The organism is Streptomyces sp. NPDC048636 (assembly GCF_040650655.1).
In the GTDB taxonomy this organism is placed as follows: domain Bacteria; phylum Actinomycetota; class Actinomycetes; order Streptomycetales; family Streptomycetaceae; genus Streptomyces.
The window spans coordinates 48,085-61,087 of the sequence record NZ_JBEZHR010000001.1; the positions used below are offsets into that span (position 1 = coordinate 48,085).

The following is a 13,003-nucleotide window of genomic DNA, read 5'->3' on the forward strand; positions in this document are numbered from 1 at the left end:
GCAGGGGGCGAACGCATGGGAGGCGACCGCGTGACGGCGACCACACACGACGCGGGTTTCAAGCGGGAGTTGGAGCAGAAGGTTCGCGCGGGGGAGCGGCTCTCCCGTGAGGACGGCATCGCCCTGTACGCGTCCGACGATCTGGCGTGGCTCGGCGGCCTGGCCCATGAGGTCCGCACCCGCAAGAACGGTGACGTCGTCCACTTCAACGTCAACCGTCACCTCAATATGACGAACGTGTGCACCGCGTCCTGCGCCTACTGCTCGTTCCAGCGCAAGCCGGGCGAGAAGGACGCGTACACGATGCGGATCGAGGAGGCGGTGCGGCTCGCCAAGGCGATGGAGGGCGAGAACCTCACCGAGCTCCACATCGTCAACGGACTGCACCCCACCCTCCCCTGGCGCTACTACCCGCGGTCGCTGCGGGCGCTGAAGGAGGCGCTGCCGGAGGTCTCGCTGAAGGCGTTCACCGCCACCGAGATCCACCACTTCGAGAAGATCTCGGGACTCGGCGCCTCGGAGATCCTCGACGAGCTGATCGACGCCGGTCTGGAGTCGCTGACCGGCGGCGGCGCCGAGATCTTCGACTGGGAGGTCCGCCAGCACATCGTCGACCACGAGACCCACTGGGAGGACTGGTCGCGGATCCACCGGCTGGCTCACCAGAAGGGGCTGAAGACGCCCTCCACCATGCTGTACGGGCATATCGAGGAGCCCCGGCACCGGGTGGACCACGTCCTGCGGCTGCGTGAGCTCCAGGACGAGACCGGTGGTTTCCAGGTCTTCATCCCGCTGCGTTACCAGCATGACTTCGTGGACATGAAGGACGGCAAGATCCGTAACCGGCTCCAGGCGCGCACCACCATGGCGACCGGCGCCGAGGCGCTGAAGACCTTCGCGGTCTCCCGGCTGCTGTTCGACAACGTTCCGCATGTGAAGGTCTTCTGGGTCATGCACGGTGTGCAGACCGCGCAGCTCGCGCTCAACCACGGTGCGGACGATATGGACGGCTCGGTCGTCGAGTACAAGATCACGCACGACGCGGACAACTACGGCACGCCCAACAAGCTGACCCGTGACGATCTGCTGGAGCTGATCCGGGACGCGGGCTTCCGCCCGGTCGAGCGGAACACCCGCTACGAGATCATCCGCGAGTACGAGGGCCCGGACGCGGACCGGCGGGAGTCGCCGCAGCCCATGCGGGTGTGAGTTCCCGGCTGGTTCCGACTGGTTATCGTCGATCCATGGCACTGACGTTCGCACTCGACCCGGCCGTCACCCCCGAACTGCGCGACGGGATATGCGCCCTGTGGGCCGACACCTCGAACGCGGACGGGGCGGTCGGCTTCGTCCCGCCCGTCACGGTCGACGACGTCCGCTCCGAGCTGGTCAAACACCTGGTGGCGATGGCCGAGGACCGCGCCCGGCTGCTGATCGGCCGGGACGAGGACGGCGCGGTCGCCGCGACCGCCGTCCTCGGCCTCAACACCCACCGGCTGATGCGCCACTGGTGCTGGCTGTTCACCGTGATGGTGCACCCCTCCCACCAGGGCAAGGGGTACGGCCAGGCGCTGATGGCGGCGGTCGAGGAGGCCGCCCGCGGCCTGGACGGGATCACCGGGATCCGGCTGACCTGCCGCGGCGGCCGCGGCCTGGAGCGGTTCTACGGCGCCTGCGGCTACAAGGAGGTCGGCCGGGTACCGGACGCGATCCGCGTCGCGGAAGACGAGTTCCGCGACGACATCACGATGTGGCTGCCGCTGAATTGATCGAAATCCGGACGTGCTTCACTGGGAGGGCAGTATCCCCCCAGCAGAAAGAAGACCAGCCGTGTCACTCCAGCTGAGCGCCACGTTCCGCTACACCCTGATGCGCCTGGGAATCTTCGCCGGTTCCTTCCTGGCCATCTGGGCGCTGGTCTGGTTCCGGCTGGTCCCCTCCGGCTTCGGCCGCTCGAACCTGTTCTGGGTGGCCCTGCTCGCCCTGATCGTCTCCGCCCCGCTCAGCTGGGTGCTGCTGCGCAAGCAGCGGGAGGCCATGGCGGTCCAGGTCGCCGGGCGGGTGGACCGGGCCAAGGAGCGCCTGGCGGCGAACCAGAGCCAGGAGGACGGCGTCTGACCGGTCCCGCACCGGCCGCGCCTGTAACCCTCCTCACACCTCGGCAACGCCCCCCGGGCCAGCGTCCGCTGCCCCGGGGGGCGTTGCCGCGTTCCGGCCCGGCCGGGGTAAAAGAAAACCTTTGGGTTCCCCAAAGCAGTGGTGTTAATGTACGTGCCATGAAGACAGCAGCCGCGCCCCGTATCGCAGCGAGCGTTCCGCTCGTGGCGCGCCTGCACATCGATCTTTGCCGCTGCCTGTCCGCGGCCTGTCGCCGCCGCTGACCCCCTCGCGTACAGCGGCCGGAGATCCCCGTACGGACTCCTGGCTTTCTTCACCCTCTTTGACCTCCCCCGGAGTGTGTCCGTTGTCGTCCGTCCCCGAGGCGTCCGCCGCGACGTCCCCCAAGACGCCGTCGTCCTTCCGTCTGCCCAAGGTCCCCTTCTGGGCCCAGATCCTGCTCGGCCTGGTGCTGGGCGTGCTGCTCGGCTGGGTCGCCCGGAGCGGTGACGTCGGCTGGCTGGTCACCACCCTCGACAAGATCGGCACGATCTTCGTCCAGCTGCTGAAGCTGGCCGTGGCCCCGCTGGTCTTCTTCGCGATCCTGATATCGATCACCAACCTGCGGAACGTCAACAACGCCGCCCGGCTGGCGACCCGCACCCTGCTGTGGTTCATGGCCACCTCGCTGATCGCGGTCGCCATCGGCCTCACCATCGGCCTGCTCACCAACCCCGGCTCCGGTACCGACCTCACCCCCAAGGACGGCGCCAAGCCCGAGGAGGCCGGCTCCTGGCTGGACTTCCTGACCGGGATCGTGCCGACCGACGTCGTCACGCCGTTCACCGAGCTCAACGTCCTCCAGATCGTCTTCCTCGCCGCCGTGGCGGGCGTCGCCGCCCTCCAGCTCGGCGAGAAGGCCCAGCCGATCCTGAACCTGAGCCAGGCCGTACTGGAGCTGCTCCAGAAGGCGCTGTGGTGGGTCATCCGGCTCGCCCCGCTGGGCACCCTCGGCCTCATCGGCTTCGCCATCGCCGAGTACGGCTGGGACCTCATCGGCAAGTACGCGACCTTCACCGCCGACATCTACATCGGCTGCGCGCTGGTGATGTTCGGCGTCTACCCGCTGCTGCTCTCCACGGTCGCCAAGGTCAACCCGCTGAACTTCTTCAAGGGCGCCTGGCCCGCCATCCAGCTCGCCTTCGTCTCCCGCTCCTCGGTCGGCACCATGCCGCTGACCCAGAAGGTCACCGAACGCCTCGGCGTCCCCAAGGAGTACGCCTCCTTCGCGGTGCCGTTCGGCTCCACGACGAAGATGGACGGCTGCGCCTCGATCTACCCGGCCATCGCCGCGATCTTCATCGCCCAGATCTTCGACGTCCAGCTGGGCATCGGCGACTACCTGCTGATCGCCTTCGTCTCGGTCATCGGCTCCGCCGCCACCGCGGGCCTCACCGGCGCCACGGTCATGCTGACCCTGACCCTCTCCACCCTGGGCCTGCCCCTGGAGGGCGTCGGCCTGCTGATGGCCATCGACCCGGTCCTCGACATGATGCGCACCGCGACCAACGTGGCGGGCCAGGCGCTGGTCCCGGTACTGGTCTCGGCCCGGGAGAAGATCCTCGACCGCGACGCCTACGCCCACGCCTCCGCGTCCCCGCTGGACGACCAGGACGGCGCCGCCCAGGCGGACCCGGCCGAACCGCAGCTGGCCGCCGCGTAACCCCGCGACCGGCCCACCGCCGAAGCCGCGCCCCCGAGCCCCCGGACCCCACCGAGGTCCGGGGGCCGGTGTGTTGGGCGGCTGGATAGAGTGATCGTCATGTCGGCTGCGATCCGGCGCGCGCCTGGGCTGGCCGGCGATATGGGGGTGCGGGGGCACGATCGACGAGGGGGCGGTCTGCGTGGGCGGGGCGACGAGGGGCAAGCGCGTACCGCGGGCGGTACGGGAGCAGCAGATGCTGGACGCGGCGGTGCGGGCGTTCGCGCGCAGTGGCTATCAGCACGCCTCGATGGATGAGATAGCGGAGGGGGCGGGGGTCTCCAAACCGCTGGTCTATCTCTATCTCCACTCCAAGGAGGAGCTGTTCGCGACGTGCATACGGCGCGAGGCCGCGGCCCTGGTGACGGCGGTGCGGGCCGCGGTCGAGCGGGGGGCGCCCGCCGACCGGCAGCTGTGGAGCGGGCTGAGCGGGTTCTTCGCGCACACCGCCGCCCATCCGGACGGCTGGACACTGCTGCATGTCCAGGCCCGTACGCATGGACGGCCGTTCGCGCATGAGGTGGCCGCGATGCGGGAGGAGCTGGTGGCCTTCGTGACCCAGCTGCTGGCCGTCGCGGCGCGGGACAACGGGGCGCGGGAGCGGCTGGACCGCGCGGATGTGGCCGCCATCGCGTATGCCCTGGTGGGCGCGGCGGAGTCGCTGGCCGACTGGGCGGGCGACCGGGGCGGACCGTCGGCCCGGGAGGCGGCGGCGACCCTCATGGACTTCGCCTGGGCCGGGCTGGGTAATGTGCTGCGGGGCGGGGGCTGGTCCCGCGAGACCGTCTCGCACCGGGCCGCCCACGGCGGTTGACGCCTCGTCAGCCGCCGCGCTCCCGGGCGCGGTGGTCACCCGGCCGGGCGCGCGCGTCCGCGGTGCGCCGCCGTCGGACTCCGCGCGGTGGCTAGTCTCGACAGGCCCGGTCGGACGTGTGAGAGCGGTGAGCGAGTATGGCCATGAATCGTCTTCCCGCCACGGCCGAGGGTCTCGGCCTGCGGCCGCATCCGGAGGGTGGCTGGTACCGGGAGACCTGGCGCAGTGAGGTGTCGGCGCGGTTCCCGGGGTACGCCGGTGAGCGGGCGACGGCCACGGCGATCTACTTCCTGCTGACTCCGGGTGAGGAGTCCCGCTGGCATGTGGTGCGCTCGGCCGAGCTGTGGCTGTGGCACAGGGGCGGTCCGCTGCGGCTGCTGCTGGGCGGGGCGGGGGAGCGGCCGGAGGCGGACCGGCCCACCGAGGTGGTGCTGGGGCCCGATATCGCGGACGGGCAGCGGCCCCAGGCGGTCGTGCCGCCCGGGGTGTGGCAGTCGGCGCGTCCGGCGGCGGACGAAGAGGTCCTGGTGAGCTGTGTGGTCTCACCGGGTTTCGACTTCGCCGACTTCCGCCTGCTGGAGGACTGACCCGCCTCACCGCTGCCCGGCGGCGGGGTGCGTGCGCCCTGAGTGCCCGACCCGTACCCGACGCGTACTCGACGCGCGGCCCCGGTACGGCCGGTGGTACCGGGTTCGCTCCCGCCGCCCCCGTACAGCGCCGCGGCCGAGCGCCCCGCGGGGCGAACGCGTACTCGGAGCCGGGGGTCAGCTCCGCCGCAGCAGCTCCTCCCGCAACGCGGTCAGCTGGTGTGAGGTCTCCACCGCCCGGGTCTCGTCGAGCGTGGCGAGCGCGAGCAGCAGCGCGTCCGCGACGACCAGACCGGCGAGCGATTCGGCCGTGATGCCCGTCGGGGTGTGCGGAGCGGTGAGCACCGCTTCGATTCGGCCCTCGAAGGCGTTGCCCAGCTCGTCCGTGACGAAGAGGACCTTCGCCCCTACCGCGCGCGCCCGCTCCACCAGCACGGTGAACTCCGCGAGCGGTCGGCCCGGCTGGAAGACCACGACCGCGTCGCCGCGCCCGAGAGGGAGGAGCGAGTCGGCGAAGGCGAAACCGGTGGCGCCGATGAAGCGGGCCCGGCGGCCGAGCCTGCCGAGGGCCAGCGCCAGATGGCGGGCGGCCAGCTCGGAGGCGGCGACGCCGTAGCAGTAGACCTCGGCCGCCTCGGCGAGGGTGGTCACCGCGCGCTTGAAGGTGTCGGCGTCGGTCAGCCGCCGGCAGTGCTCGATACGCTCCCGTGCCTCGTCGAAGACATCGGACCAGATGGCCTCCAGGTCCTGGCCGACGTGGGCGATCCGCTGCTTGAGCCGTACTTCGGGAGCCACGGCCGAGGTGAAGTCGGTGGTCAGCGAGCGCTTGAGGGCGGGCAGCCCGGCGTAGCCGAGCCGCTGGAGGGCGCGGACGACCGTGGCGTTGCTGGTGCCGCTGGCGGAGCCGAGCTCCTGGGCGCTGGCGAAGAGCAGCTGCTCGGCGGGGGCGTTCGCGAGGTACTGGGCGACGCTCCGCTCGGAGGCGGACAGCTCGTCCCACAGGTCGCGGACGGCGGCCCGCAGCCGCGTCACGCCGGTCTCACGTTCTGGATTCTTCATTACAACCATTGACTTCCGTGTGGTCGCCATTACGATCCTGGGCAGTGCATTCCAAGAGCTCCCGTTGCTGAAATGGACGTTACAGCAGTAAGTCGCGGCGCGGGGCCATGGTGAGGAGAAGCATGGCAACACGCACCCTTCCGGTCATCGAGATCTCCGGTACCCCCACCGAGCGCGGACGGCGGTACGGGGAGGCCGTCCGTGACCGGATCCGGACGGCGCTCGACTACTACGAGGCCGCCTTCGGCGCCTCCTCCGGGCTGACCTGGGACCAGGTGACCGCCCGCGCCGCCCGCTGGCTGGAGCCCGTCCGCGATCACGCGCCGCACTTGGCCGACGAGATGAGCGGGATCGCCGACGGGGCCGGGGTGTCACTGCTCGACATCCTCGCGCTCAACGCCCGCGGCGAGGTCCTCTACGACAAGTCGTTCGTGGAGATGGCGGAGGGAAGGGCGGAAGCCGGGGAGCCCGAGCCCGCCGAGGGCTGTACCTCCTTCGCCGCCTTCGGGGAGGCCAGCGGCGACGGCCATGTCTACGCCGGTCAGAACTGGGACTGGCGGGCCGGGGTCGCCGACACCGTCGTCATGCTCCGTGTCGTCCAGCCGCCCGCCCCCACCCTCGTCATGCAGGTCGAGGCCGGGCAGATCGGCCGCCAGGGCGCGAACTCCGCGGGTATCGCGCTCAACGCCAACGGGCTCGGCGGTCGCTTCGACGCCGCCGTCGGACTGCCGCAGACCGTCGTCCGGCGCAGTGTGCTGGATCAGCCGAGCATCACCGACGCGCTCGAGGTGCTGTGCCGCACCCGGGCGCATATCGCCAGCAACGCCCTGCTGACCTGCCGCGGAGGCTTCGCGATCGATCTGGAGACCACCCCCGCCGGGCATGGCTGGCTCTATCCGGAGGACGGTCTGCTGGTCCATGGCAACCACTACCAGGCCCAGCTCCCCGCCCGGCTGGCCGCCGCCGGATACCGGCCGGCGTCCTCCGACTCGCTGGTGCGGGTGCCGCGTGCCGAGGCCGGGCTGCGGGCGCTGCGCACCGCCGGTTCGCCCGACGCGTCGCGGAAGGTGATCCGGCAGGCGATGTCCGACCATCTCGGCCATCCCGAGTCGCTGTGCACCCACCCCGACCCCCGCGAACCCGCCCTCACCCACTGGACGACCCTCGTCTCCTCCTGTGTGGACCTGACCTCGGGCGACTACCACGTGACCGCAGGGACGCCCTGTGATCACGAGTACCAGCACATGCCCTGGAACCTCCACGACGGTCCGTACGGCCTGAACTGACGAGCATCAGGAGCCCCACCGTGAAACTCACCTCCCCACTGGCCGCGTTCGGCCTCGTCGGTGCGCTGCTGCTCACCGCCGGATGCTCCGGCGCGACGAACACCGGCGGCACCGGCCGGGCCGCCGATGCCTCCCGGCTTCGGCTCGACCCCACCACCCCCAAGGCGGCGGGCGCGCCGGGGACCGTCAACTGGCTGCTGGAGGACGAGCCGGACTCGCTCGACCTCGACACCCAGGGCACCAGCGCCGGGCGGACCGTCCTCAGCAATGTCTGCGAACGGCTCTATCAGCTGCGGCCCGATATGTCCGTACGCCCCTGGCTCGCGACCAAGGCGACGCGGCCCGATCCCACCACCCTCGTCCTCTCCCTCCGCCGCGATGTCACCTTCCACGACGGATCGAAGCTGACCGCCGACGATGTGCTGTGGAGCCTCAAGCGCCACGCGGATCCGGACATGGAGCAGTCGGACGAGTTCGCCAGCGTGAAGAAGATGGCCAAGACCGGCGACCATGAGGTCACCATCACCTTCAAGCGGCCGGACGCCCTGTTCACCAAGGCGCTCGCGGGGGACGCGGGCATCGTCTACCACCGCGACGGGGTCGAGCGGGCGGGCGAGGACTTCGGCACCCCGGGTCAGGGCGACGCCTGTTCCGGCCCCTACGCGCTGGCGCGCTGGAAGTCCGGCGACTCGCTGGCCATCCGGGCCTACGACGGCTACTGGGGCGCGAAGCCGCGGACCGACGAGGTGGTCTTCCGGTGGGCCACCGACACCGCGCTCGTCAACGCGCTGACCACCGGCGCCGCCGACGGCGCGTACACCGAGACCCCCAACACCGCCGCCGCGCTGCGCGGTAAGCGCGGGCTCGACGAGTACTACGGGCCGTCCACCGCCACCCTCACCCTCATCCCGACCGACCGCGGCGGGCTCACCGATCCGAGGATCCGCAAGGCGCTCTCGCTCGCCCTCGACCGTTCCGGAATAGCCAAGTCCGGATACGGCGGGCTGGTTCAGCCCTGGGCCACCCCGGTCGGCTCCGGCGCCTGGGGCTACCAGAAGCCCGTCTTCGCCGCCGCGCAGAAGAAGCTGGCGACGAACGTGCCCGCGCGCCCGGACGCGGACGACATCGCCGAGGCCAAGCGGCTGGTGAAGGCGGCCGGGGAGCCGGACGGGCCGGTCGTCATCGGCACCGACAGCAGCCAGGGCCGTACGGTCGTGGCGAGTGCGGTGCGCGCCGCGCTGCAACGCATCGGCCTCCAGGGGCAGATCAAGACCGTACCGACCGCGCAGTTCGAGGAGTTCTACAGCGACCCGCGGGCGCGCGCCGAGATCGATGTGCTCGCCGGTGACTGGTACATCTCCAAGAGCGATCCGCTCGGCTTCTACGACAACGGCCTGTCCGACAGCCCCAACAACTGGGTCGGCTACCGGAGCAGGGCCTATGACGCCAAGGTCGCCCAGGCGCTGCGGACCCTCGACGACGGCAAGCGCGCGAAGCTGGCGGTCGACATCCAACGGCGGTTCACCGACGCGGCGGTGTGGATCCCCCTCGCGCAGGTGCCGTCCATCCTCGTCATCGACGACAAGCTGACCGGACCGCCCGCCTCCATGGCCTACCTCTACTACCCATGGGCCGCCGACCTCGGCACCAAGGCACGCGGCGACAAGGCACCCGGCGACAAGGCCGACGCGCCGAAGGCGAAGGGCTGACCGCCATGTTCGCCAGGATCTCCCGACGTGTCGCGGGTCTGCTCGCGACCCTCCTCGCCGCCTCGTTCGTCATCTTCGCCGCCGTCTTCGCCGCACCCGGCGACCCCGCCGTCTTCCTCGCGGGCGGCCGCGACAAGCTGACCCCGGAGAAGCTCGCGGCCGTCCGCGAGCAGTACCACCTGGACGAGCCGCTGGTCGTCCAGTACGGCCGCTGGCTGTGGGACTGCGCCCACGCCGACCTCGGCCGCTCCTTCAAATACAGCGACCAGGTCGCCGACCTGCTCACCTCCCGGCTGCCCACCACACTCGCCCTGGTCGGCTACGCCACCGTGCTGTTCGTGGTGCTCGGCGTCGGCGCCGGGATCCTGGCCGCCGTCCGCCGCGGCTGGGTCGACTCGGCCGTCGTCGGCGCCACCACGCTCGCCGCCTCCGTCCCCTCCTTCGTCGCCGCCATCGCCCTGGTCTCGCTGTTCGGCGTGCGCCTCGGCTGGTTCCCGGTGACCGGCGGCGGTACGGGCTTCACCGGTACGGTCCACCACCTCACCCTCCCCGCCGTGTCCATGGCGCTCGGCGCGCTCGCCCTCATCAGCCGGGTGACCCGGCAGGCCATGCTGGACGCCGGCGCGGCCGACCATGTGGAGGTGGCGCGCGCCTCGGGGCTCGGCGAGCGCGACATCGTGCTGCGGCATGTGCTGCGCAACGCACTGGGCCCGATCGTCACCATGTGCGGCCTGGTCACCGCCGGAATGCTGGCCGGGACCGTGGTCATCGAGACCGCCTTCGGCCTCAGCGGTATCGGCTCGCTGCTGGTGGGTGCGATCAACACCCATGACTTCCCGGTCGCCCAGGCCGTCCTGCTGCTCATGGTCACCGGCTACATGGTCGTGACCACCCTCGTCGACCTGCTGCAACCCGTGTTCGACCCACGGGTGACGGCGGAGCGGAGCGCGACGTGACCACCACCCTCACCCCCGCGGGCATGGCATCCGCCGCGCCCCGCCGCCCCCGGACCCGGATCGGCACCCTGGTCGCGGGCGGGTTCCTCGTCCTGGTCGTGCTCGCGGCGGCGTTCGCACCGCTGCTGGCCCCGTACGCCCCCGACACCATCGATCTGAACGCCTCCCTCGTCGGCACCGGCGGGGACCATCCGCTCGGCACCGACGCCTCCGGTCAGGACCTGCTCTCCCGGGTGCTCCACGGGGCGCGTGGCAGTCTGCTCGCGCCCTTGCTGTTGCTCGCGCTCGCGGCGCTGATCGGTGTCACCCTCGGGACCGTCGCCGCCTGGCGCGGCGGCTGGGTGGACACCCTGCTGTCCCGGGTCACCGACGTGATGTACGCCTTCCCCGGGCTGCTCTTCGTCGTCCTGATCATCGCCGTGTTCGGCGCGGGTATCACCACCTCGGTGATCGCCCTCGGCTTCGCCTTCGCACCCACCGTCGCCAGGTACACCCGGAGCATCGCCCTCACCGAACGCGCCAAGCCCTATATCGACGCCTACCGCGTCCAGGGCATGAGTGGCACCCGTATCTGCGTCGCCCATCTGGTCCCGGGCCTCGCCCGCTCGCTCGTCGGCTATCTGGTCGTGCTCTTCGGCGAAGCCCTGATGAGCCTGGCCACCCTCAGCTATCTGGGCTTCGGCGCCCAGCCGCCCAGCTCGGACTGGGGGCTGATGGTGCAGGAGGGGCAGGCGGCCCTGGTGCAGGGCGCGTTGCTGCCCGCGATGGTGCCGGGAACGGCCGTCGCCGCCGTCGTCGTGGCCTTCAACGTGGTCGGCGTCCGGGCGGCGGACCGCCTGGGCACAGAAAGGTAGACCCGTGCTGCTGGAAATCAACCACCTCACCGTCGATCTCCCGGACCTCGCCCGGCCCCTGCTCGCCGATGTCTCCCTACGGGTCGCCGAGGGCGAAGTCGTGGGGCTGGTGGGCGAGTCGGGCTCCGGGAAGTCCACCACCGCCAAGGCCGCGCTGCGGATCCTCCCCGACCGGGCCCGCACGGACGGCGGGGTGCGCGTGGACGGCACCGATGTGCTCGCCCTGTCCGGCGCCCGGCTCCGCGACCACCGCGCCCGTACCGTCGCGATGGTCCACCAGGACCCCCGCTCGGCCCTCAACCCGGTGCGCCGCGTCGGCGACTTCCTGGTCGAGCGGCTGGTGCGGACGGGGGGCGCGGATCGCCGCGGCGCCCGCGCCCGGGCCGTCGAACTCCTCGACGCCGTGGGCCTGCCGGAGCCCGAACGGCGGGCGCGCCAGCGCCCCCACGAACTGTCCGGCGGGATGCTGCAACGCGTGGTCATCGCGGGCGCGCTCGCCGCCGAACCCCGGCTGCTGCTCGCCGACGAGGCCACCAGCGCGCTGGACGTCACCACCCAGGCGGAGATCCTCGCGCTGCTGCGCACCCTGCGCCAGGAACGGGAGCTGGGGATGCTCTTCATCACCCACGATCTGCATCTGGCCGCCGCCTACTGCGACCGGGTCTATGTGATGTACGCGGGCCGGGTCATGGAACAGCGGCCCGCCCGCGCCCTGTTCGACCGGGCGCTGCACCCCTACACCCGGGCGCTCCTCGACTGTTCCCCCGCACTGGGCTCCGGAGCGGCCCCGCCGCACCCCATCCCCGGCCGTCCGCCGTCCCTCGCGGACACCTTCCCCGGCTGTCCCTTCGCACCGCGCTGCGCGGAGGCGGAACCGGAGTGCGAGAGCTGGAGACCGGAGCAGCGCGAGCTCACCGGCGGGGGCGGCGAGGCGGCGTGCCGCCGCATCCCCACCGACGCGACGGCCCCCACGGTCCCGCCCGTTTCCGCGGAGAGGAGCGCCTGATGGCCGAGGAACCGGTGCTCGCGGTGCGCGGGCTCGGCAAGTCCTATCCCCTTCCGGGCGGCGGACGGCTCACCGCGGCCCGCGATATCTCCTTCACCCTGCCGTCCGGAGGGTCGATCGGCGTCGTGGGCGAGTCCGGCTCCGGGAAGACCACGGTCGCCCGGATGCTCGTCGGACTCGTACGCCCCGACACGGGCAGTGTCGCCGTGGCCGGACGGGAGCGGGTCGGGGCGCCGGTCCGCGGGGCCGCGGCCCGGCTGGCCCGCGCCCGGGAGCTACAGATGGTCTTCCAGGACCCGTACACCTCGCTCGACCCCCGGCTGACCGCCCGCCAGTGCCTGCTCACGGCGCTGCGGCTGCACGGCCGGGACCGCGAGACGGCCGGGGCGCGGGCGGCCGAGCTGCTGGACCAGGTGGGGCTCGGGGCGCGGGAGGCCGGGGCGCGCCCGCACGGTCTCTCCGGCGGGCAGCGGCAGCGGCTCGCCATCGCCCGCGCACTCGCCGTGGATCCGCGGGTACTGGTGCTCGACGAGGCGGTGGCGGCGCTGGATGTGTCCATCCAGGCGCAGATCCTCCAGCTGCTCGGGGAGATCAGGCGACAGACCGGGGTGGCGCTGGTCTTCGTCAGCCACGATCTCGCGGTGGTCCGGCATATCACCGACGAGACGCTGGTGATGCGGCGCGGCCGGGCGGTCGAGCAAGGGCCGACGGCCCGGGTGCTCGCTCAGCCCGCGGACCCCTATACCCGAGCGCTGCTGGCGTCCGTGCCGACGGCGGAAGGCTGGGATCCGGCGGAGGCGGCCCACGCCGCCCGCGGCGCCAGGAGCTGAAAAGGCAGGGAGCCAAAGGGCAGGAAGGCGAAAGGCAGGAGCC

At 71.7% G+C, this 13,003-nt stretch carries 13 protein-coding genes; 12 read left to right on the forward strand and 1 reads right to left on the reverse strand.

What is annotated here, in order from left to right:
- Positions 1–15 precede the first annotated feature (15 nt).
- The 6 genes from mqnE (at position 16) to AB0C66_RS00260 (ending at position 5,260) form a co-directional block, all read left to right on the forward strand.
- Positions 16–1,209, forward strand: coding sequence for an aminofutalosine synthase MqnE (gene mqnE, locus AB0C66_RS00235; protein ID WP_362430895.1), 1,194 nt, complete (start codon positions 16–18; stop codon positions 1,207–1,209).
- A 35-nt stretch (positions 1,210–1,244) separates the two neighbouring features.
- Positions 1,245–1,769 (forward strand): GNAT family N-acetyltransferase, encoded by a 525-nt coding sequence (locus AB0C66_RS00240; RefSeq protein WP_362430896.1) that lies wholly within the window; start codon positions 1,245–1,247, stop codon positions 1,767–1,769.
- Positions 1,770–1,830: 61 nt separating this feature from the next.
- Positions 1,831–2,118 carry a DUF4229 domain-containing protein gene (locus AB0C66_RS00245; RefSeq protein ID WP_362430897.1) on the forward strand — a complete coding sequence of 96 codons (288 nt, stop codon included), beginning with the start codon at positions 1,831–1,833 and terminating at the stop codon, positions 2,116–2,118.
- A 346-nt stretch (positions 2,119–2,464) separates the two neighbouring features.
- Positions 2,465–3,820: a dicarboxylate/amino acid:cation symporter gene (locus AB0C66_RS00250; protein ID WP_362430898.1), complete on the forward strand. Its 1,356-nt coding sequence runs from the start codon at positions 2,465–2,467 to the stop codon at positions 3,818–3,820.
- A 235-nt stretch (positions 3,821–4,055) separates the two neighbouring features.
- A complete protein-coding gene (locus AB0C66_RS00255; RefSeq protein ID WP_362433249.1) occupies positions 4,056–4,673 on the forward strand; it encodes a TetR/AcrR family transcriptional regulator in 618 nt (205 codons plus the stop codon).
- A 143-nt stretch (positions 4,674–4,816) separates the two neighbouring features.
- Positions 4,817–5,260: a cupin domain-containing protein gene (locus AB0C66_RS00260; protein ID WP_362430899.1), complete on the forward strand. Its 444-nt coding sequence runs from the start codon at positions 4,817–4,819 to the stop codon at positions 5,258–5,260.
- 177 nt (positions 5,261–5,437) lie between these two features.
- Here the strand turns inward: AB0C66_RS00260 and AB0C66_RS00265 are convergent, their stop codons facing one another.
- Positions 5,438–6,319 carry a MurR/RpiR family transcriptional regulator gene (locus tag AB0C66_RS00265; RefSeq protein ID WP_362430901.1) on the reverse strand — a complete coding sequence of 294 codons (882 nt, stop codon included), beginning with the start codon at positions 6,317–6,319 and terminating at the stop codon, positions 5,438–5,440.
- Between the two features lie 122 nt (positions 6,320–6,441).
- Here AB0C66_RS00265 and AB0C66_RS00270 point away from each other — a divergent pair, with 122 nt between their 5' ends.
- Genes AB0C66_RS00270 through AB0C66_RS00295 form a run of 6 tightly spaced genes read left to right on the forward strand, consistent with a single transcriptional unit; the run spans position 6,442 to position 12,960 of the window.
- Positions 6,442–7,605, forward strand: a complete 1,164-nt coding sequence (locus AB0C66_RS00270; RefSeq protein ID WP_362430903.1) for a C45 family peptidase — start codon at positions 6,442–6,444, stop codon at positions 7,603–7,605.
- A 20-nt stretch (positions 7,606–7,625) separates the two neighbouring features.
- Positions 7,626–9,314 carry an ABC transporter substrate-binding protein gene (locus tag AB0C66_RS00275; protein WP_362430904.1) on the forward strand — a complete coding sequence of 563 codons (1,689 nt, stop codon included), beginning with the start codon at positions 7,626–7,628 and terminating at the stop codon, positions 9,312–9,314.
- 5 nt (positions 9,315–9,319) lie between these two features.
- Entirely contained in the window at positions 9,320–10,270 is a 951-nt protein-coding gene (locus tag AB0C66_RS00280; RefSeq protein WP_362430906.1) for an ABC transporter permease, read from the forward strand.
- Between the two features lie 23 nt (positions 10,271–10,293).
- Positions 10,294–11,124, forward strand: a complete 831-nt coding sequence (locus AB0C66_RS00285; protein WP_362433252.1) for an ABC transporter permease — start codon at positions 10,294–10,296, stop codon at positions 11,122–11,124.
- Between the two features lie 4 nt (positions 11,125–11,128).
- On the forward strand, positions 11,129–12,130 hold the full coding sequence (locus tag AB0C66_RS00290) for an ABC transporter ATP-binding protein (protein ID WP_362430907.1): 1,002 nt from the start codon (positions 11,129–11,131) through the stop codon (positions 12,128–12,130).
- Positions 12,130–12,960 (forward strand): ATP-binding cassette domain-containing protein, encoded by an 831-nt coding sequence (locus AB0C66_RS00295; RefSeq protein ID WP_362430909.1) that lies wholly within the window; start codon positions 12,130–12,132, stop codon positions 12,958–12,960. The genes AB0C66_RS00290 and AB0C66_RS00295 overlap by 1 nt, the downstream gene beginning before the upstream one ends.
- Positions 12,961–13,003: the final 43 nt, after the last annotated feature.

Coding starts and splice junctions, on each gene's coding strand:
- mqnE (WP_362430895.1), top strand. CDS start 16: ATGGGAGGCGACCGCGTGACGGCGACCACACACGACGCGGGTTTCAAG.
- AB0C66_RS00240 (WP_362430896.1), top strand. CDS start 1,245: ATGGCACTGACGTTCGCACTCGACCCGGCCGTCACCCCCGAACTGCGC.
- AB0C66_RS00255 (WP_362433249.1), top strand. CDS start 4,056: ATGCTGGACGCGGCGGTGCGGGCGTTCGCGCGCAGTGGCTATCAGCAC.
- AB0C66_RS00260 (WP_362430899.1), top strand. CDS start 4,817: ATGAATCGTCTTCCCGCCACGGCCGAGGGTCTCGGCCTGCGGCCGCAT.
- AB0C66_RS00265 (WP_362430901.1), bottom strand. CDS start 6,319: ATGAAGAATCCAGAACGTGAGACCGGCGTGACGCGGCTGCGGGCCGCC.
- AB0C66_RS00270 (WP_362430903.1), top strand. CDS start 6,442: ATGGCAACACGCACCCTTCCGGTCATCGAGATCTCCGGTACCCCCACC.
- AB0C66_RS00280 (WP_362430906.1), top strand. CDS start 9,320: ATGTTCGCCAGGATCTCCCGACGTGTCGCGGGTCTGCTCGCGACCCTC.
- AB0C66_RS00285 (WP_362433252.1), top strand. CDS start 10,294: ATGGCATCCGCCGCGCCCCGCCGCCCCCGGACCCGGATCGGCACCCTG.
- AB0C66_RS00295 (WP_362430909.1), top strand. CDS start 12,130: ATGGCCGAGGAACCGGTGCTCGCGGTGCGCGGGCTCGGCAAGTCCTAT.